The 19351-nt window shown below is 74.3% G+C and carries 15 protein-coding genes, 1 pseudogene and 1 riboswitch; of the genes and pseudogenes, 10 read left to right on the forward strand and 6 right to left on the reverse strand.

The annotated features are described in order from the left end of the window. Positions 1-111 precede the first annotated feature (111 nt). The 5 genes from IF01_RS43085 to IF01_RS0138840 all read left to right on the forward strand — a co-directional run bounded on the left by IF01_RS43085 (position 112) and on the right by IF01_RS0138840 (position 7771). On the forward strand, positions 112-759 hold the full coding sequence (locus IF01_RS43085; protein ID WP_167349802.1) for an LmbU family transcriptional regulator: 648 nt from the start codon (positions 112-114) through the stop codon (positions 757-759). A gap of 392 nt (positions 760-1151) precedes the next feature. Then, a complete protein-coding gene (locus IF01_RS43090) occupies positions 1152-3101 on the forward strand; it encodes an NAD-dependent epimerase/dehydratase family protein (protein WP_244215772.1) in 1950 nt (649 codons plus the stop codon). Positions 3102-3183: 82 nt separating this feature from the next. Beyond that, positions 3184-4950, forward strand: a complete 1767-nt coding sequence (asnB, locus tag IF01_RS0138830) for an asparagine synthase (glutamine-hydrolyzing) (protein ID WP_037782873.1) — start codon at positions 3184-3186, stop codon at positions 4948-4950. A gap of 135 nt (positions 4951-5085) precedes the next feature. Beyond that, positions 5086-6309: an MFS transporter gene (locus IF01_RS0138835; protein WP_030398362.1), complete on the forward strand. Its 1224-nt coding sequence runs from the start codon at positions 5086-5088 to the stop codon at positions 6307-6309. A gap of 148 nt (positions 6310-6457) precedes the next feature. Then, complete coding sequence (locus tag IF01_RS0138840; RefSeq protein WP_030398363.1) at positions 6458-7771, forward strand: UDP-glucose dehydrogenase family protein; 1314 nt, start codon at positions 6458-6460, stop codon at positions 7769-7771. Between the two features lie 64 nt (positions 7772-7835). On the opposite strand, the gene IF01_RS0138845 is transcribed toward IF01_RS0138840, so the two are convergent. The 6 genes from IF01_RS0138845 to IF01_RS0138875 form a co-directional block, all read right to left on the reverse strand. Then, on the reverse strand, positions 7836-8867 hold the full coding sequence (locus IF01_RS0138845) for an ABC transporter substrate-binding protein (RefSeq protein WP_030398364.1): 1032 nt from the start codon (positions 8865-8867) through the stop codon (positions 7836-7838). Positions 8868-8984: 117 nt separating this feature from the next. After that, positions 8985-9569, reverse strand: coding sequence for an ABC transporter permease (locus tag IF01_RS50640; protein WP_244215774.1), 585 nt, complete (start codon positions 9567-9569; stop codon positions 8985-8987). A 326-nt stretch (positions 9570-9895) separates the two neighbouring features. After that, positions 9896-11140 (reverse strand): MFS transporter, encoded by a 1245-nt coding sequence (locus IF01_RS0138855; RefSeq protein WP_051757094.1) that lies wholly within the window; start codon positions 11138-11140, stop codon positions 9896-9898. Next, positions 11137-11949 carry an LLM class F420-dependent oxidoreductase gene (locus tag IF01_RS0138860; protein ID WP_030398367.1) on the reverse strand — a complete coding sequence of 271 codons (813 nt, stop codon included), beginning with the start codon at positions 11947-11949 and terminating at the stop codon, positions 11137-11139. Before IF01_RS0138860 ends, IF01_RS0138855 begins: the two co-directional genes overlap by 4 nt. A gap of 91 nt (positions 11950-12040) precedes the next feature. Continuing rightward, positions 12041-13060 carry a zinc-dependent alcohol dehydrogenase gene (locus IF01_RS0138865; protein ID WP_030398368.1) on the reverse strand — a complete coding sequence of 340 codons (1020 nt, stop codon included), beginning with the start codon at positions 13058-13060 and terminating at the stop codon, positions 12041-12043. Between the two features lie 209 nt (positions 13061-13269). After that, complete coding sequence (locus IF01_RS0138875; RefSeq protein WP_244215773.1) at positions 13270-13986, reverse strand: ribonuclease FAU-1 family protein; 717 nt, start codon at positions 13984-13986, stop codon at positions 13270-13272. Positions 13987-14342: 356 nt separating this feature from the next. Beyond that, a riboswitch (FMN riboswitch) is annotated at positions 14343-14473 on the forward strand. Between the two features lie 147 nt (positions 14474-14620). On the opposite strand from IF01_RS0138875, the pseudogene ribB reads away from it, so the two are divergent. From ribB to IF01_RS0138900, 5 genes and pseudogenes are all read left to right on the forward strand, one after another. Then, positions 14621-15316: pseudogene (ribB, locus tag IF01_RS0138880) on the forward strand (3,4-dihydroxy-2-butanone-4-phosphate synthase); the annotation flags it as partial. 239 nt (positions 15317-15555) lie between these two features. Next, positions 15556-15798 (forward strand): phosphopantetheine-binding protein, encoded by a 243-nt coding sequence (locus IF01_RS0138885; RefSeq protein ID WP_030398371.1) that lies wholly within the window; start codon positions 15556-15558, stop codon positions 15796-15798. Between the two features lie 3 nt (positions 15799-15801). Further along, positions 15802-17055, forward strand: a complete 1254-nt coding sequence (locus tag IF01_RS0138890; protein ID WP_094745749.1) for an ATP-grasp domain-containing protein — start codon at positions 15802-15804, stop codon at positions 17053-17055. A gap of 113 nt (positions 17056-17168) precedes the next feature. After that, positions 17169-18440 carry an MFS transporter gene (locus tag IF01_RS0138895; RefSeq protein WP_051757096.1) on the forward strand — a complete coding sequence of 424 codons (1272 nt, stop codon included), beginning with the start codon at positions 17169-17171 and terminating at the stop codon, positions 18438-18440. 9 nt (positions 18441-18449) lie between these two features. Next, on the forward strand, positions 18450-19316 hold the full coding sequence (locus IF01_RS0138900; protein WP_030398374.1) for an isocitrate lyase/phosphoenolpyruvate mutase family protein: 867 nt from the start codon (positions 18450-18452) through the stop codon (positions 19314-19316). The last annotated feature ends 35 nt before the right edge of the window (positions 19317-19351 follow it).

The raw sequence follows: 19351 nt of genomic DNA on the forward strand, positions 1-19351 counted from the left end.
GGGGGGGGGGGGAGGAGAGGGGGGGGGGATCTCCAGGTTGGTCTAGACCTTGAAGCGGTGCCGTTCGTTCCTCAAAATGATCGACTGTTGCTGAACAACGGGGAGGACAGCATGCGAAGGGCGGATCGGTCGGACGACGTGGGGATTCTGGGAAGACGTACCGGGAGGAGTCCGGAACTCTCCCGGGACCAAACCTCACTCGCTCTCCCGGCACGGCTCCCGATCGACGCGTGGATGCGCATCGGGCAGGCTCTCGGGGCCGCGGCGGATTCCGCCACCTGGTGGCTCGGCGACTGGCTGGTCTACGGCCAGGACCGTTATCCGGAACGCTACCGGAGGGCCATCGACGAAACCGCGCTGGATTACCAGACGCTGCGGAACTACGCCTGGGTCGCCCGGAAGTTTCCGGCGGTCCGCCGTCGGCCGGCCCTGAGTATGCAGCACCACGCCGAGGTCGCCTCGCTCGATCCCGAAGTGCAGGACAACTGGCTCGACCGGGCCCAGCAGGGCGGCTGGTCCCGCAACGAACTCCGGCGCCGGATCCGCACCGCGGCCAATCCGGGCACGGGCGCGCGATCCATCGCCGTCGAACTCAGGCTCGCCGTGACACAGGCCCGGCGCGGACTCTGGGAGGACGCCGCCGACGCCGCCAACCGCGATCTGTCCGCCTGGGTGCTGGAAGTCCTGGACGCGGCCGCCCGGCGGGGTACGGAGGAGCGCGCGGAGCGCGACCGGATGCGGATCGCCGAGGCGGGCTGACTCCGCCCGCCACCTCGACGGATGTTGACGCGGCGAATTTCCCGGCCATTCGACGAATCGGGTCGGAGGGCGGCGGAACGGCGAACGCCCGGTCGTCCTCGGGCCCGTGAATCAGGAATCAGCAATACGGGATCCGGATTCAGGGATCAGGCGCAAGGGATCAGGAACAAAAAACCAGCCGCAAGGAATCGTGACGGCGGGACGCGCGGTGGAGCGGCGGAATGGATCCGCCTTGGTCCGCCGTGATCCGCCGTGTCCGCGCCGTACGGGCGTGGTGAATTCCCGTGGCCCCAGGGATCCGGTCGTGAAAGTCGGCGCGGACCCCGATCCGGTCGGTATTCCGGACCCACCGGACCCACCGAAACCCCAACCCCCCACAGCGAGGTACTTCGATGGATGATGCCAGTAACGCCCCGGCCCAGGTGCGGCTGAGCGGCGCGGTGATGAGCCACCCCCGGCGCGCGGAGGAGGCCCGGCGGATCGCCGAGGCCGACCCGCTGGGCCGCGTCCTGGTGATCACGGACCCCGAGCCGGACGGCCGTCCGACCGCCCTCCGGGTGGCGCCGCTCTCGTGGTCCTGCGTGGCGCCCGACGCCACCCACCACCTGGTGCTGCAGGACGACGTGGTGTTCGCCGAGGGGTTCTTCGAGCACGCCGAGCGCGCCGCCGCGGCGGCGCCCGGTGAGGCGATCTCCCTCTACGCGGGCTGGGACTCGCGCAACGGCGCCGTCGCCCGGCTGGCCGCGCTGGTCGGTGCGCCCTGGGCGTACACCCTCCAGGAGCATGTGCCCTGCCAGGCGCTGATCCTGCCCGCCGAGGCCGCCCGCGGCTACGAGGCCTTCCAGAAGGAGCACGGCGGCGGCTGGCCCTACGACGTGGTGGTGCAGCGCTACTTGAACGCGATCGGCATGCCGGTGCGCTTCTGCACCCCCAGCACCGTGCAGCACGACGACCTGCCCAGCCTCGCCGGCAACACCTACCACGGCTTCCGCCAGGCGACCCTGTTCACCGGCGAGGCCGGACCGGTGGACGCCGAGGAGCCGTGCCCGCGGTTCCCGGTGGTGCCCTTCTACCAGTACGGCGAGGCCCGCTGCGCCGTCCTCCGGGGCACCGAGTGGGAGTACCTGGAGACCGAGCGGCAGCTCGCCCGCACCGGGCTGCTGGACGCCTGCCTGGCGGCGCTGGACGCCGCCGGGCCGGACGCCGCGGCCGGGCTCCTGGAGGGTTCCGGTCGGCCCGTGTGGCTGACCGCGTTCGCGCTCGGCGTCGTCACCGCCGACCGGCCGGAGCCGGACCCGCGGATCGCCGCCGCCGTCCTGGAGAGCCTCGGGACGGGCGGGCTGTGCCAGGAGTACACCGTCGCCGAACTGCTGGCGGTGGTCCCGGCGGTGCGCGACTTCGCGCTGACCGCCCTCGCCGCCGGCCGCCGCGCCGGGGCCGACCCGGCCGTCCGCACGCCCCGTCCGGTTCCGCTCGCCCGGGTGGCCGTCACCGGCGGCGACGCCGACTTCGCCCGGCAGTTGGCCCGGTTGCTCGCCGACGGGGGCCACGACGCGGTGCACCCGGCCGGGCGGCCGTCCGCCGGGGACCTCGACGGCGTCCGGTACGTGGTGCACCTGGGCCGCCCCGAGGACGAGGAACTGCTGGCCGAGGTGCTCGCCGCCGCCGCCAAGGCCGGGGTGGAGCGGGTGGTCTACGCCGGTTCCTCGGCCGTCTACCGGGGCAGCCGCGAACGGACCGTCACCGAGGAGCTCCCGGCCGCCGCCCCGGCGGACCCGGTGGCTTTGGGCTGGTGGCGCGAGGAGCGGGCCGTCCTGGCCTGGGGCGCGGAGCACGGCGTCGCCGTGCAGGTCCTGCGCCTCGCCGACCCGGTCGGCCGGTACGCGCCGGAGGACAGTCCGCTGGTGCGGTGGGTGAACCTGGCCTGGACCCGGCGCCCGCTCGCCCTGAACCCGCTGGGCCGCCACCAGGTGCTGGACCACCGCGACCTGGCCGACGCGCTGCGCGCCGTCCTCGCGGCCCCGCCCGCGCAGCCGGTGCTCAACGTCGCCTCGGCGGCCTTCGACGAGCAGGAGCTCGCCGGGTTCCTGGCCGATGTGTCGCGCCGCACGCCCTGGGAGTGGATCCAGGACCCGACGGTCGACCGCTGGACCATGGCGACCGGGCTGATCGGGGCCGAACTCCACTGGCAGCCCTCGGCGGAGCTCCGCGAGAGCATGCGCGCCCTCGCCCAGTGGTGGGCCTGCGACATCCACGGCGACTACACCGTGCCCGCCGACCGGACCGCCTCCGCCGACCGGACCGCCCCCGCCGCCCCGAGCGGGTCCGACGCGCGGGCGTGACCGTACCGGCCGGCGGCGCCCCGTCCGGCGCCGCCGGCCACCCCGCCGCCCCCGCAGCCCGCCCCCGCAGCCCGCCCCCGCAGTGACCACGGCACTGGCCGGGCGCGGCCCCGACGGCGAGGGGCTGTGGAGCTCCGCGCACGCCGCCCTCGGCCACCGCCGCACCGCCCGCGACCCGCACCCGCAGCCGCTCACCGCCCCCGGCGACACCGGCCCGCTCGCCGTGCTCTCCTTCGCCGGCCACCTCACCAACGCCCGCGCGCTGCGCGACCGCCTCACCGCCGCCGGGCACCGCGCCGTCACCGGCGGTGAGGCCGAGGCCGTGCTCCAGGCGTACCTGGCCTGGGGCGAGGACTTCGTCACCCGGATCGAGGGCACCTACGCGCTCGCCCTCTGGGACCCGCGCCGGGAGGAACTGCTGCTGGTCCGCGACCGGATGGGCGTCAAGCCGCTCTTCTGGGCGGCCACCCCGGACGGCGTGCTCTTCGGCTCCGAGCCCAAGGCCGTGCTCGCCCACCCCGGCTTCCGGCGCGTCCTCGACGCCGACGGCCTGCGGGACATCCTCTCCGTCGCCCGGGTGCCCGGCCACGCGGTCTTCCGCGGTCTGCGCGAGGTCCTGCCCGGCGCGCTGCTGCGGGTCGGCCGCTCGGGCGCGACCGAGCGGCGCTACTGGCAGCTGCGGGTGGCCGGCCACCCCGACGACCTGGGCACCACCGTGGACACCGTGCGCGCGCTGCTGGAGGACGCGGTCGCCCCGCACCTGGACGGCGGGGAACCGCCCTGCTCGCTGCTCTCCGGCGGCCTCGACTCCAGCTCGCTCACCGCGCTGGCCGCCGCCCTCGCCCGCCGCCGGGGCAGCGGCCCGATCCGCTCGCTCGCCGTCAACGACCAGGAGCCGGGCGCGGACGGCGCCGCCGCGCAGGGCAACGAGGACCACCGCTACGCCCGGCTGATGGCCGAGCACGCCGGCACCGAGCACGGCGAGATCTCCCTGGCCGGCCTGGACCTGCTCGACCCCGCGCTGCGCGCCTCGGTGCTCGCCGCCTACGACATCCCGATCAACAAGGGCGACCAGTACGCCTCGCTGCGGCTGCTGTTCGGCGAGGCGCGCGGGCACGCCGCCGTCGCGCTGTCCGGCGAGTGCGGCGACGACGTCTTCGGCGGCTACAACTGGAACCGGCTGCCGGAGTGGATCGCCTGCCCGACCTTCCCGTGGGTGGCGGAGAACCGGCCGCGCTTCCTCGGCACCGACGTGCTCTTCGACGCCGGACTGCTCGGCAAGCTCGACCTGGCCGGCTACGAGCGGGACTGCCACCGGGACGCCGTCGCCGAGATCGCCGCCGCCGAGGTGGTCGCCGACCCGGTCGAGGCCCGCTACCGCGAGGTCACCTACCTCGCGCACACCCGCCACACCCGGGTGCTCTTCGACCGGCTGGACCGCCTCGGCAGCGCCGCCGGGCTCGACATCCGGGTGCCGTTCGCCGACCCCCGGCTGGTCGAGTACACCTTCAACATCCCCTGGGAGATGAAGGCGTTCGACGGCCGGGAGAAGAGCCTGCTGCGGGCGGCGATGAAGGACCTGCTGCCCGAACCGGTGGCGATGCGGATCAAGACGCCGTACCCCAACCTGCGGGACGCCGGCTACGACCGGGTGCTGCGGGAGCGGCTGGCCGGGGTCGCCCTGGACCCGGACAGCCCGGTCGCCCCGCTGCTCTCGCCCGGGATCCGGGCCGCGGTGGCCCGCGACGGCGCGGACGCCCTGGTCGCGGGGGTCGGTCGCGCCGCGCTGGAGACCGCCCTGCAGACTGACGCCTGGCTGCGCGCGTACCGGGTCGAGCTCGCGCTCTGAACCGGCGCCGACGCCCCCCGCCCCCCCGCCGCCTCCCGGCGCCCGCAGCCCCCGGAACAGCGCCCCCGCCCGACCCCGGGTACCCGCCCGACCCCGAGCACCCGCCCGCCCCGGCGGACGTCCCGAAGGAGCCCCATGGCCGCGACCCTGGCCGCGCCGACCGCCCCGCCGGCCCGCCTGTGGACCCGCAACTTCGGGTTCTACTTCACCGCCCGCACCATGGCGGTGCTGGGCGACACCATGATTCCCGTCGCGACGGCCGTGGCGATGCTCTCGCTCGGCTTCGGGGTGGGCGCCGTCGGTGTCGCGCTGGGCGCCTGGATGGGAGCGTTCGCCCTGTTCGTGGTGTTCGGCGGGGTGTTCGCCGACCGCTTCCACCCCCGGCCGCAGATGATCGCCGCCGACGGGGCGCGCTGCGCGATCCAGGCCGGCCTGGCGCTCTGCCTCTGGCTCGGCCACCCGGCGCTGTGGCTGCTGGTCCTCGCCTCGGTGCTCGGCGGGCTCGCCACCGCGATGTTCCAGCCCGGGCTGACCAGCCTGGTCCCCCAGGTCGCCACCGACCCGCAGCAGGCCAACGGCGTGCTGCGGGTCAGCCAGGGCGTCGCCACCATGGCAGGCCCGGCCCTCGCCGGCACCCTGGTCGCCGTGGTCTCCCCGGCGTCGGTCTTCGCCGCGACGGCGGTCACCTTCGTGGTCAGCGGGCTCTGCCTGACGGCCCTGCGGCTGCCCCACGTCGAACCCGACCGCAGCGCCTCCACCCTGCAGAACCTCCGCGAGGGCTGGACGGAGTTCCGCTCCCGCTCCTGGCTGTGGTCGGTGATCCTGATCTGGTGGGTCCTCGGCGTCGCGGTCTGGGGCCCGATCACCCCGGTCGGCGCGGTCTCCATCATCGACGCCCACGGCAAGGCGGCCTTCGGCTGGGCGGAGAGCGCCTTCGGCGTCGGCTGCGTGCTCGGCGGCCTGGTCGCGATCCGGCTGCGCCCCTCCCGCCCGCTGTTCGGCGGGGCGGTGGCGATGCTGCTCTTCCCGCTGATGCCGCTGTCCGCCGCGCTGGTGCCGCCGGTGCCCCTGCTGATGGCGGGCTACCTGGTCAGCGGCATCGGGTGGGCGTTCTGGGGCGTCCAGTGGGCGACCTCGGTCCAGACCCGGATACCGGAGGACAAGCTCAACCGGGTCGCGGCCTACGAGATCGCCGGCTCCATCCTGGCCGTCCCGCTCGGCCAGGCCGTCGCCGGTCCGGTCAGCGGACTGGTCGGCGTGCACCGGCTGCTGTTCCTCGGCGCGCTGGTCGGCCTGGGCTGCGCCCTCGCGCTGCTCGCCGTCCGGCCCGTCCGCCGGTTGACCCGGGCCGTCGGCTGACCCGGGCCGTCGGCTGACCCGGGCCGTCGGTTGACCCGGGCCACAGCCCCCCCGGTCGGCCGGCCCCGTCCGCCGCCCCCCTCCGTCGGCCGGCCTCCCTGCCCCGTCCGGCAATGCCACGCACCCCACCAACGACAGGAGACCGACCGTGCGACACCGCCTGACGGTGATCGGCAGCGGCTACCTCGGCATCACCCACGCCGCCTGCATGGCCGAACTCGGCCACGAGGTCCTCGGACTGGACATCGACGAGGACCGGGTCCACTCCCTCAACCAGGGTGAACTGCCCATCCACGAGAAGGGATTGGGAGAACTGCTGCGCCGCAACCTGGCCGCCGGCCGGCTGCGCTTCGGCACCGACCCGAAGGAGGCCGCCGCCTTCGGCGACCTGCACTTCCTCTGCCTCGGCACGCCCCAGCGCAAGGACTCCGGAGCCGCCGACCTCTCCCAACTCGACGCCGCCGTAACCGCCCTGGCCCCGCACCTGGACCGGCCCTGCCTGGTCGTCGGCAAGTCCACCGTCCCGGTCGGCACGGCTGCGCGGCTGGCCGAGCGGCTCACCGCGCTGGCGCCCGCCGGGGAGGCCGTCGAACTCGCCTGGAACCCGGAGTTCCTGCGGGAGGGCCACGCGGTGGAGGACACCCTGGCGCCCGACCGGATCGTGCTCGGGGTGCGCCCCGGCCGGGCCGAGGGTCTGCTGCGCGACCTGTACGGGCCGCTGGGCGACATCCCGACCGTGGTCACCGACTACGCCACCGCCGAGTTGGTCAAGACCGCCGCGAACGCCTTCCTGGCCACCAAGATCTCGTACATCAACGCGATCGCCGAGGTGTGCGAGGCGGCCGGGGCCGATGTGGTGCGGCTGGCCGAGGCGCTGGGACACGACGAGCGGATCGGCCGGCGCTTCCTCGCCGCCGGTCTCGGCTTCGGCGGCGGCTGCCTGCCCAAGGACATCCGGGCCTTCGTCGCCCGCGCCGAGGAGTTGGGCACCGGCGAGTCGCTGGAGTTCCTGCGGCAGGTGGACGCGATCAACCTGCGCCGCCGCAGCCGGGCCGTCGACCACGCCCGGGAGCTGGTGGCCGGCTCCTTCGCCGGCCGGAAGGTCGCTGTGCTCGGCGCCGCCTTCAAGCCCGAGTCGGACGACATCCGCGACTCGCCCGCGCTCGCCGTCGCGGCGGCGATCGCGCGCGAGGGCGGGCAGGTCTCGGTGTACGACCCGGCGGCCCTGGACAACGCCCGCAAGGCCTTCCCCGACCTGGCCTACGCCGCCTCCGCCGCGGCGGCCGCGCGCGGGGCCGAGGTGGTGCTGCTGCTGACCGAGTGGCGCGAGTTCGTGGAACTCGACCCGGCGGCCCTGGGCGAGGAGGTCGCGGTCCGGGCCGTCGTCGACGGCCGCAACGTGCTGGACCCGGAGGCGTGGCGCGCGGCCGGCTGGACGTACCGCTCCCTCGGCCGCCGCTGACCGGAGTGGGGGCCGAACCCGGTCGGACCCGGTCGGCCCCCACTGCGCCCGAACCGCCCGCGACCTACGGGAGGTACTCGTTGCTGAAGGCCTCGGCGGGGGTGGCGGGCTTCTCGATCAGGCCCTGCTCCTGCATGAAGGCGGCCATCCGGTCCCAGGTGGCCGGGTCGTTGAGACCCGGCTTCCCGGTGGCGGGCGGCTGCATCAGCGGGGCGGTGGCGCGCAGGACGGCGAGGGCGGAGTCCTGCTGCTTCTGGTCGTTCATGCCCGGGATGTAGCTCTTGCTGATCGTCACCGCCTCGTCCGGGTGGTCGACGGTGTACTGCACACCGCGCAGCGTGGCCGCCACGAACTTGCGCACGTCGTCGCCGCGCTTGTCCAGGGTGGCCCTGGTGGCGCCGAGGCCGGCCGCGACCAGGGGCAGGGCCGAGGCGCCGCCGGTGCCCTCGACCGGGCGGACGGCCAGGCCGGCCTGCTGGAACTGGACGGCGTCGTTGTTGAGGTAGCCCATCACGGCGTCGACCTTCTTGCCGACCAGGGCGGCCTGCTGGGTGAAGCCGATGTGCTGGACGTCGACGTCCTTGGTGGTCAGTCCGCCGGCCTTCAGCTGGGCCAGCAGGCCGAAGTAGGTCTCGCCGTACGGGCCGGGGGTGCCGACGCTGTGGCCGCGCAGGTCCGCGATCGTGTGGATCGGGGAGTCCTGCGGCACCAGCATGGCCACCGGGTAGGTGTGGTAGAGGGTGGCGATGTCCACGACCGGCACGTCCTTGGCCCGGGCCTGGAGCATCTCGTCGCCACCGGCGTACACCACGTCCTCCTGGCCGGCGGTCATGGCGCCGAACAGGTCGTCGGTGAAGCTGTGGTGACGAAGCGTCACCTTGAGTCCGGCCTCCTTGTAGAAGCCCTTGCTCTCCGCCACGTAGAAGGGGGCGAACTGGATGTTCGGGATGTAGGTGAGGCCGACGGTGACGGCGCCGCCGGACTTGCCGTCCGAGGACTTGGCGGCGGTCGGGTCGGAGGCGCAGGCCGAGAGCGTGGCGCTGCCCGCGAGGAGGAGGGCGAGCGCCCCGGCGGTGCGGGCGGTGGTCTTGGGCATGCGACAGTCCTTGTTCATAGGGATTCCGACGGGAACAGGAGCGGGAACAGACACGGGAACAGGAGCGGGAGGCGGTACCGGAGGAGCGGAGGAGCGGGCCCTACGGGGAGCCGGCGCTCAGCGGTCCACGGTCAGCTCGACCAGCCGGACGCTGCCGTAGGTGGCGGCGGCCAGCAGGGTGAGGGTGAGCAGCGAGACGAACAGGCCGGTGGAGTCGGCCTGGCCGCGCTGGACGGCGAGCAGTTGGCCGAGGCCCTCGCCGCCCATCACGAACTCGCCGACCACCGCGCCGGTGATGGAGAGCGTGCACCCGGTGCGCACCCCGGCGAGGATGCTCGGCAGTGCCAGCGGGAACTCGATGTGGCGCAGCATGCCCCACCGGCCCACCCCGTCGACCCGGGCGGCGTTGAGCACGTCGCGGTCGAGTTCGCGCAGGCCGAGCATGGTGTTGACCAGCATCGGGAAGAAGACCAGCAGCGCGCAGAGGATGGCGATCGGCAGCAGCCCGTAGCCGATCCACAGGGCGAGCAGCGGCGCGAGCGCCACCGCCGGCACGGCCTGGGAGGCGGCGAGGTAGGGCTGCAGGGCGCGGGCGGCGACGGTGCTGCGGGCCATCAGGTAGCCGAGCGGCAGGGCCGCCGCGATGCCCAGGCCGCTGCCGGCGGCGCTCTCCACGACGGTCTGCCAGGCGTAGCCGAGCAGTCCGCCGTCGGTGATCGCGTCGACGAAGGCCTGGCCGACGGTGCCGGGGGAGGGCAGGAAGAACGCGGAGACGGCCTTGGTCCGGGTGACGATGTCCCAGGTGCCCACCAGGACCAGGCCGAACACCAGCGGCGGCAGTACCGTCGCCAGGCGGCCGGTGGCCCTTGCGGACCGGCCGGGGCCGGTGGCCCGGGGCGCCGGTGCGGCGGCCGGTTCCGCCGGTGTCCGGTGGGCGGTCTTCAGCTCTGACACGGAAGCTCCGTTCGTCTCCCCGTACGCAGGGTGGGTGGTTCTGGCGCCGGGCTGCGGCCGGCTCGGTGCGCTCCTCATCGGGCCGCGCGGCGCAGCAGGAGGGTGACGGCCAGGACCGCCGCGGCGCCCGCGGCGAGAGCGAGCCAGCCGGTGCCGGTGCCGGTGGCCGTCACGACCGCGATGCCCAGCGGTGGCCCGACGGCCGTCCCCGTGCTCCAGGCCAGCGAGGACAGTGCACTGCCCCGGCCGAGCGAGGCGGGGCCCGAGAACCGTACCAGCAGCGGAAAGAACGCCGAGGAGTAGGCGATCTCGCCGATCGCGAAGAGCGCGGCGAAGGCGGCCAGCAGAGCGGTCCTGGCGGTGCCGTCGGTGGCCGTCGCGAGGGCGCCCGCGCCGAACGCGGCGCACCACAGCAGTGGCGCCGCGATCAGGGCGGCCTCCTCGGCCAGCGCTTCGAGGCGCCGGGCGACGGGGTGCTGGAGCAGCAGCAGGACGAGGGCGTTGCCGGCGGTGACCGCGCTGACGCCGGCCAGGCCGATGCCCATGCCGTGGTGCAGCAGCAGCGGGACGGTCGCCTCGATCTGGGTGAAGCCGGCGGTCGCGAAGAGCGCCTGGGCGAGCATCAGCAGGGCGATCGGACGGCTGCGCAGCAGTGCCCGGTAGCCCGGCGGGTCGGGTTCCCGGTCCGCCGCACCGCTGTCGGGCGCGGGAGGCACCTCGGACACGGCCGGCCGGCGCCGGTGGACCAGCAGGAAGAGCACGGCGAGCGGCACCGAGGCGGCGGCCGCCGCCTCGTACAGCCAGGGCAGCGTGCCCGCCGGGCGGCCGGCGGCGAGCAGCAGCCCGCCGCCGGTGGCACCCAGGCCCATGCCCGCGTTGGTCATCACATGGCGCAGCACGAAGGCGCGGCGCTGCCCCGCGGCCGGCACCAGGGCGGTGACCACTCCGGTGATGGCCGCGTACTGCAGGCCGTAGCCGACGCCCGCGAGCAGGCCGGCGGCCGTCACGGGTAGGCTGCCGCCCGCGGCGCCGAGCAGCGCGTAGGAGAGGACCAGCGAGCTGGTGCCGACCGCGCCGACCGCCGCCGCGCTGCCCCGGTCGGCCCGGGGGCCGCCGAGGACCGCGGCGGCGCACCCGGCGGCCGCCATCGCCACGAAGTAGGTGCCGGCGCCGGTCCCGCCCAGCCCCAACTGGTCGCTGATGTAGATGCTGGTCAGCGGGAAGACCAGGCCGATGCCGGCGCTGGACGCCAGCAGGGCGGCCATCAGGCCGTGGAACCCGGCGCCGGGACGGCCGTCCGGCTGCCCGGTTCCGCTCATCGGCCGGCCAGGCCGTCGCGCAGGGCGAGCAGTTCGCGGACCGGGGCGAGGTCGAACGGGCCGGGGACGGAGACGATGATCTCGGTGGCGCCGGCCGCCGCGAACGCCTCGGCCAGGCCGGTCTGCGGGGCGTCGATCATCACGGTGCGGCCGATCTCGCGCGGGTCGCGGCCGAGCTTCTCGCACCAGTCGTCGAGCAGGCCGCTGCGGCGGGCGAACTCGGCGACCGGGTCGGTGGAGTCCCAGCCGTACCAGTTCCACAGGTCGGCGTAGCGGGCGACGGCCTGGAGGGTGCGCTTCTCGCCGCCGCCGCCGATGAGGATCGGCAGCGGGCCGACGGGCGCGGGGTTGAGCCGGGTCAGCCGGTCGCGGATCGCGGTGACGGCTTCCTCGAAGGCGTCGATCCGGCCGCCGGGGCCGGGGAAGGGGTAGCCGTACTCGCGGTGCTCCTGCTCGAACCAGCCGGCGCCGACGCCGAGCACCAGGCGGCCGCCGCTGAGCAGGTCGACGGTGCGGGCCTGGTCGGCGAGCAGGTGGGGGTTGCGGTAGGCGGTGCAGGTCACCAGGGAGCCGATGGTGGCGCGGCTGGTCTCGACGGCCATCGCGGCCAGCAGCGACCAGCACTCGTAGTGACGGCCGTTGAGGTCGCCGGTCTGCGGCATGAAGTGGTCCCAGGTCCACAGCGAGTCGACGCCGAGTTCGTCGGCGGCGCGCCAGGCGGCCCGCAGGTCGGCCAGGTCGCAGTGCTGGGGGTGGAGCTGGGCGCCGATCCGCAGGGTGGGGCGGGTGGCGGCGGGGGTGGTGCTCATGGGGGGTCTCCTGGGTGGTGCGGGTGCGGGTGGGTGTCCGACGCCTGGAGGGCGCCCGACGGTGTGTCAGGAGGGTGTGCGGGCAGGAGAGTCAGCGCGGTTCGACGAAGACCCGGAAGACCGGCGAACCGGAGCTCTCGGTCAGGGCCTTGTCCGTGTCCGCCAGTTCGTGGCGGGAGGTGACCAGCGGGGCCAGTCCTTCGGCGAGCGCTCCGCTGCGCAGCAGGGCGGCGGCGGCACGCCAGTCGGCGGGCTCCTGGCTGTAGGAGCCGGTCACGGTGAGCTGGCGGCGGTGCACCTCGTAGCCGGGCAGGACGGCGTCGGGGGTGTCGTGGGAGCCGCCGAAGAGGACCAGCCGGGCGCCGTCGGCCGCGGCGCGGAAGCCGGCGGCGATCGCCTCGCGGGAGGCGATGGTGACGAACACCACGTCGGCCTTGGGGAGTTCGGCGAGTTCCTCGGGCGTCACGGCGTGGTCGGCGCCGGCCAGCAGGGCCGCGCCGCGGCGGGCCTCGTCGGTCTCGATCACGGTGACCGAGCGGGCCTGGTGGTGCTGGGCGAGCAGCAGGTGCAGCCGGCCCATGAAGCCGCCGCCGATCACCGCGACCCGGTCGCCGGGCTGGAAGGAGCCGCGCCGGAACGAGTGCACCACGCAGGCCAGCGGCTCGCCCATGGCGGCGTGCAGCGGGTCGGCGTCGCCGACCGGCCAGGCGTGGGCGGCCAGCACCCGGACGTACTCGGCGAGTCCGGCGCCCATGCTGATGCTGCCGTCCGGCAGCAGACTGCCCTGCGGCGCCGCGCAGATGGCGCTGTTGCCGGAGCGGCAGTGGCGGCAGGTGCCGCAGCGGGTGAGCAGGTCCACGGTGACCAGGTCGCCGACGGCGGGGGCGTCCTCCAGTGCGGCGGCGCGCGCGCCGACCTGCTCGACGCGGCCGGAGACCTCGTGTCCGGCGGCCACGGGGTAGACGGGCATGGCGCCGGTGTAGAGCTTGGCCTCCATGGTGCACAGCCCGCAGGCGGCGATCCGGACGAGTACGTCGTCCTCGCCGATCTCGGGGCGCGGGGTCTCGCGGATCTCGACGGAGCCGGGGGAGGTCACCAGGGCTATGCGCATCGGTCGTTCCTTTCGCGGTGCTGTGGTGCTGCGGTGCTGTGGTGCTGATGCAGCGGTGTGGGCTGCTGCGGTGCGGACTGCCGCGTGCGCGCCGGCGCGGCATCGGGGTGCCGCGGTGCGGTGGCGCCGCGCTGTCGCGCTGCCGGGGCACGGGTGGTGCCCCGACGGGCCCGGGCGGTCGGGTGGACCGTCGGACGGCGGGGGTCGGCTCAGGCCGAGGGAGGGGGAGCGGTCCACCGGGCGGCGGGTCGCCAGTGCGTCCACCGCTCGGTCCACCAGGTGTCGCCGCGGTCGATCCGGGCGGCGAGCCCGGCGGCCTCGGCGCGGACGGCGGCGGCCTGTGCGGGGGTGAAGCCGCCGGTGCGGGCGCGCTCCTCGAAGGCCTCGACGTCCTTCCAGCGGTACGGGCCGCCGTCGGCCGGGATCCAGAGGTCGAGTTCGTGGTCGAGGGTGTCGACGCCCTCGGCGGTGATCCGGTACGGGTCCTGGAAGTTGACGTACCAGCCGGAGAGTTCGTCGGTCTCCGGGTCGCGGATGGCCCAGACGGCGTGGGCCTCGCCGGGGCGCTGCAGCTGCAGGACGCCGGGGCTGCGCCAGCGGTCGGCGACGGTGCTCCAGCCGTGCGGGCCCCAGCTGAAGTCGCCCTCGCCGAAGGAGAGTCGGGTGTCGTGGGCCAGGTACACGGCGAGCAGGTCGGGTTCGTGGGCGACGACCCGGACGGGGTAGCTCAGCCAGACCCGCCCGTCCAGGATCTCCCGGCGCAGCACGATCTGACCCGGTGTCAGCAGCTTGTCCCCGGCTGCGGGCAGGGCTGTTCCGAGGCCGGTCGCCGGCCCGGCCGCGCCCCGGCCGGACGCGTCACCGACGGACGCGGTGGACGCGGTGGACGCGGCTGACGTGGCTGACGCGGTGGGCGCGGCGGGCACGGCAAAGCGCCTCGGACCGCTCGAAGGATCGTGCATGAACGTCTTGCCCCCGTTTCGCAGTGCCGCCCCCGGAACGCGGGCGGCGAGACTCCGGCCCCCGCCGGAGTGCCGTGCGCCTGCCCCTCGGACCCCTTCCCCAGTGGTTCGACGCAGGTCGAACGGGGGTCGCTACTCGTGGGTAGGCATCGGCGGTCCGGATCTTAGGCACGCCCCCGGCGCATTGGCAATGCCCGCCGAACGGCGGGGTCGGGAACCCCCGATCGGCGGTGTGATGCAGCCCACGGCGCCGCCGGTTCACCGACGCCTTGTCAAGATCGCGGCAAGTGTGCGAGGTTGACGAGCGTTGTTCAAGACGTTTGCGCACTCCGGGGTCGGTGAAATTCCGAACCGGCGGTCACAGTCCGCGACCCGTCCGCCGCCAGCGGCCGGTTGACCAGGTGAAATTCCTGGACCGACGGTTAAAGTCCGGAAGGGAGGCAGTGCGCGGCGGGCAGGTTTTACCGATGGCCGGGGGGATTCCCGTCGGCCGGTCGGTCGCGGGCCGCTTTCCGCCGGAATGCGGTCGACGACCGCCCCTGCACGCCCATCTCCATCAGCCCCGGAAGTCCGCGCCCCGAGCGCGAGGAGAGTTCCGATGGGCCGCACCACGGGCACCACCACCACGGGCACGACCACCGCCGACGCGACCTCGTACGCGGTCGGCGACACCGGGCAGCCGTTCGACTCCGTCGAGTACGCGGTCGCGCAGATCGCGGCCGGCCGGGCGGTCGTCGTCGTCGACGACGAGAGTCGCGAGAACGAGGGCGACCTCGTCTTCGCCGCCGAGCGCGCCACCACCGAACTGGTCGCCTTCGCCATGACCGAATGCCGCGGACTGCTCTGCGCCCCGATGACCGGCGCGGACCTCGACCGGTTGGAGCTGGACCAGATGGTCCGCGACAACACCGAGCACCACCGCACCGCCTTCACCGTCTCGGTCGACGCCGCGGCCGGCATCAGCACCGGCATCTCGGCGGCCGACCGGGCCCTGACCCTGCGCCTGCTGGCCGAGCCGGGCACCCGCCCGGCCGAGCTGGTGCGCCCGGGCCACGTCTTCCCGCTGCGGGCCGTCGACGGCGGTGTGCCGGCGCGTGCCGGACACACCGAGGCCGGGGTGGACCTGTGCCGGCTGGCCGGTCTGCGTCCGGCGGCGGCCATCTGCGAGATCGCGATGGCGGACGGCGCGATGGCCCGGCTGCCGGAGCTGCGGGAGTTCGCCCGCCGGCACGGCCTGGCGCTGATCTCCATCGCCGACCTGATCGAGCACCTGCGCACCGCCGGTGGTGCGGTCGAGGTCGGCGCGGCGCGGACGGCCGTCGTGGCGGTCGCCGGCTGATCCTGCCGGGAGACCGGCCGCAGGGGGGCGGTTCCGCCGGGAATTCCATTTCCGGGGCGGTGCCGTGATTCGCCCTGCCCGCAGGAATTCCGGCACCGACTCCGGTTAACCCGCTGTTCTCCCGGAATTGACAGTTCCGCAATCCTGCTCCAATAATCGATTCACGGATGCACGCCGACGGGGAGAGGCCTGGTATGTCCGACACCAGCACCACAGAAAAACTCAGAAGTATTTGGGAAGAAGTCCTCGGTACGCCGGTCGACGACCTGGACGCCGATTTCTTCGATCTCGGCGGGGATTCCCTGCTGGCCCTCGCGATTTCCACCCGGGCCATTGAATCCGGTCTGGACATGCCCCGGTCGGCGGTGCTGCGCCGCAGCACCCTCCGGCAGCTGGCCGAGGCCGTCGAGGACCCACGACTCTTCGATCGCGCCTGAGCGATGGCCATCGTCGTCGTCTACGACCAGGGCTCGGCCTCGCCGCGCGAGGTGATCGCCCTGGGGCGCACGGCTCCGGTGCTGGTCGCGCTGGCCGACTCCGAGCACGCCCGGCAGGTCGCCCCGCTGTTCGAGGAGAACTGCGCGGGCGTCGTCACACTGGCCGAGGGGGACGGGGCGGTCGTCGCCCGGCTGCGCGAGTACGGGGCCGCAGGCATCCTGACGTTCAGCGAACGGATGCTCGCCGACACCGCCCGGCTCGCCGGACTGCTCGGCCTGCCGTTCAACACCCCGGAAACCGTAAGGGTGTTGACCGACAAGGCGGCGCAGCGCCGGCGGCTCCGGGAGGCCGGGGTGGACGGCGTGCGCAGCGCGCTGCTCACCGACGCCCACGGCTGGCACGCCGCGCTGACCGAGGTGGGCCTGCCCGCCGTGGTCAAGCCGGTCCGCGGGGAGGGCAGCCGGAACACCGTCCTGGTGACGGATCCGGAGCACGGCGCCGCCGTGGTCGAGGAGTTCCTGCGCGCCGAACCGGCCCTGGTGGTCGAGGAGTTCCTGCAGGGGGCGGACTGCGCGCCGTTCGGGGACTACGTGTCGGTGGAGAGCGCCGTCACCCCCGGCGGGATCCGCCACTTCGCCGTCACCGGCAAGCTGCCGCTGGCACCGCCGTTCCGGGAGTCGGGGCAGTTCTGGCCCTCGCAGCTGGCCCCCGGGCCGGAGGCCCAGGTGGTCGAGCTGGCCGACCGGGCGCTCCGGGCGCTCGGGGTCACCCACGGTCTGGTGCACACCGAGATCAAGCTGACGGCCGCCGGGCCCCGGCTGATCGAGGTCAACGGCCGCCTCGGCGGCGACCAGACCGATCTGGCCGCACGCTCCCTCGGGCTCGATCTCGTCGCGCTGGCAGGCGAGTTGGCGCTCGGCCGCGAGGTCGGGCCGAATCCGGCCCGCCCGGAGCGGGTGCACTTCCAGTACTACACCCCCGGTCCCACCGGGGGCGGCCGGCTGACCCGGGTCGACGGCCAGGCCGCCGTCCGGGCGCTGCCCGGGGTCGACTCGTACCGGCTCTCGGTACGGCCCGGCACCGAGCTGGCCGCCGGGACGGCTACCACCCTGCTCGACATGCTGTGCGGCTCGGCCGCCGACCACCGGGGCATGACCGCGCTGGTGGAGCGGGCGGTCGCCCTGCTGGCCTACGAGTTCGTCGTCGACGGCCGGCCCGTGACGCGCACCGCCCGGGACCTGCTCGACCACCTCTGAGGCGTCCCGTCCGCGGGCGCCCCGGTGGGCCGTCGGTGCCGCCCCGGACCGCCGGGATCCGAAGGCCACGGCCTCGACGTGCTCACCTCCGCGAACCACCCCCTGGATGACTCATGCCTACCATCGGCTCGGCCGCCGCCGGGTTCCTGAAGGAACTCGTCCCGGCGCCCGGGGCCGAGCGCCGCATGGGTGTGCTCACGCTCACCCAGTCGCTCGGTACCGGCCTCTTCCTGACCTCCAGTGCCATCTTCTTCACCAGGACCGTGGGCCTGTCCGCCGAGAGTGTCTCGGTGGCCATGTCGGCGGCCGGACTGTGCGGGTTCCTGGCCACCGTCCCGGGCGGGCGGGTCGCCGACCGGTTCGGTGCGCGGCGGCCGCTGGCGGCCAGTTACGGTCTGCTCGCGGTGCTGTTCGTCGGCTACGCCTTCGTCGAGGGTGTGGCCGCGTTCACGGCCGTGGCCTGCGCGATCGCGGTCTGCGAGACTGTCGGCAGCCCGCTGCGCGCGGCCCTGACGCACGCCCTGTTCGGCTCCGCCCGCTCCGCGGGGGTCCGGGCGAGGATGCGCAGCCTGTTCAATCTCGGCTTCACGGCCGGCGCCGGTCTGGCCGGGGCCGCCCTGGCGACGGACTCCCGGATCGCCTTCCTGATCGTGATCGCGGTCAATGTGGCGCTCCAACTGCTGTGTGCCATCATGGCGTTGGGCCTGCGGCCGGACGGACCCGAGGTGGTCCCGGCCACCGCGGGACGCTCCTGGGAGGCCTTCCGGGACCGCCGGTTCCTGCTGGCCACCGCGCTCTCCGGGATCCTGGAGCTGTTCCAGCCGGTGCTCGCGGTGGGCGTGCCGCTGTGGATCGTCAACCGCACCAGCGCCCCGGGCGCCCTGGTGGCGGCCCTGACGGTGGTCAACACCGTTCTGGTGGTGCTGCTCCAGGTCGCCGCGGGCAGGGGCTCGGACACCGTGTCCGGCTCCGGCCGGCTGCTGCTGCGGGCGGGTCTGCTGATGGCGCTGGCCTGCTGCCTGTTCGCCGGGTCCGGCGCCGCCGACACCTCGCTGGCCGTCGTCCTGCTGTTCGCCGGCACGGTCCTGATGACCCTGGGCGAACTCGCCCAGTCCGCCGGCGGCTGGGGGCTGTCCTTCACCCTGCCGCCCGAGGGCCGGATGGGCGAGTACCAGGGCGTGTTCGGGCTCGGCCGGGGCCTCCAGCAGTTCTTCGGGCCCGCCCTGGTGGTCATGCTCCCGCTCGGCATGGGCGCCGCGGGCTGGCTGCTGCTGGCCGGGGTGTTCGTGGTCTGCGGCCTGATCGCCCTCCGGGCCTTCGTCCGGGACGCCCCGCCGGCCGGCGTGTCCGACGAACCGTCGAATGAACCATCACCCATGACGTAGGAGCACCACGTGAGTCCCACCCCCCACAGCTACCCCTCCTTCCGCAGCGTCCTCGCGGACCACCCGCTGGTCCGGATCGCCGGCGCGCACTCGGCGCTCGGCGGCGTCATCGCCGAGCAGGTCGGCTTCCAGGCCGTCTGGGCCTCCAGCTTCGAGATCTCCGCCGCCCGCTGCCTGCCCGACGCCAGCCTGCTCAGCATGAGCGAGTACCTGGACGCGGCCGCGCACATCCAGAAGGCGCTCTCCGTCCCGGTGGTCGCCGACTGCGACACCGGCTTCGGCAACAGCATGAACGTGGCGTACATGGTGGCCGAGTACGAGCAGGCCGGCATCACCGCCGTCTGCATGGAGGACAAGATCTTCCCGAAGATGAACAGCTTCGCGGCGGCCGACCACAGCCTGCTCGACGTGAACGCCTTCGCCCACAAGATCGAGACGGCCAAGAAGTCCCAGCGCAGCGAGGACTTCTTCGTCATCGCCCGCACCGAGGCGATGATCAGCGGGCTGGGCGTCGACGAGGCGCTCAAGCGCTGCGCGGTCTACGCCGACGCCGGGGCCGACGCCGTGCTGGTCCACTCCAAGCAGGCCACCAAGGACGAGGTGCTCTCCTTCCTCGACCAGTGGGACGACCGCCTGCCGGTCGTCGTGGTGCCCACCACCTACCCCGACTGGCACGCCGACGAGGCCCGCGCGGCCGGCGTCTCCGCCGTCATCTACGCCAACCAGGGCCTGCGCGCCACCATCACCTCCCTGCGGTCCGCCCTCGGCTCGATCTACGAGACCGGGCACTCGGCCCACCTGGAGGACAGCATCGCCGGGGTCAAGGACGTCTTCGCGCTCCAGCGCCTGGACCAGTGGCAGGAGTTCACGGCCTGACCGCCGGGACGACCTCGACCACGACCCCGACCCAC

This window comes from Kitasatospora purpeofusca, from assembly GCF_000718025.1.
GTDB classification, from domain to species: Bacteria; Actinomycetota; Actinomycetes; order Streptomycetales; family Streptomycetaceae; genus Kitasatospora; species Kitasatospora purpeofusca.

What these genes read in the sequence shown, in the direction of transcription:
- IF01_RS0138895 (WP_051757096.1), top strand. Translation starts at nt 17,169, where the DNA reads ATGCCTACCATCGGCTCGGCCGCCGCCGGGTTCCTGAAGGAACTCGTC.
- IF01_RS0138860 (WP_030398367.1), bottom strand. Translation starts at nt 11,949, where the DNA reads ATGAGCACCACCCCCGCCGCCACCCGCCCCACCCTGCGGATCGGCGCC.
- IF01_RS0138885 (WP_030398371.1), top strand. Translation starts at nt 15,556, where the DNA reads ATGTCCGACACCAGCACCACAGAAAAACTCAGAAGTATTTGGGAAGAA.
- IF01_RS0138865 (WP_030398368.1), bottom strand. Translation starts at nt 13,060, where the DNA reads ATGCGCATAGCCCTGGTGACCTCCCCCGGCTCCGTCGAGATCCGCGAG.
- IF01_RS0138835 (WP_030398362.1), top strand. Translation starts at nt 5,086, where the DNA reads ATGGCCGCGACCCTGGCCGCGCCGACCGCCCCGCCGGCCCGCCTGTGG.
- IF01_RS0138890 (WP_094745749.1), top strand. Translation starts at nt 15,802, where the DNA reads ATGGCCATCGTCGTCGTCTACGACCAGGGCTCGGCCTCGCCGCGCGAG.
- IF01_RS0138845 (WP_030398364.1), bottom strand. Translation starts at nt 8,867, where the DNA reads ATGCCCAAGACCACCGCCCGCACCGCCGGGGCGCTCGCCCTCCTCCTC.
- IF01_RS43090 (WP_244215772.1), top strand. Translation starts at nt 1,152, where the DNA reads ATGGATGATGCCAGTAACGCCCCGGCCCAGGTGCGGCTGAGCGGCGCG.
- IF01_RS0138855 (WP_051757094.1), bottom strand. Translation starts at nt 11,140, where the DNA reads ATGAGCGGAACCGGGCAGCCGGACGGCCGTCCCGGCGCCGGGTTCCAC.
- IF01_RS43085 (WP_167349802.1), top strand. Translation starts at nt 112, where the DNA reads ATGCGAAGGGCGGATCGGTCGGACGACGTGGGGATTCTGGGAAGACGT.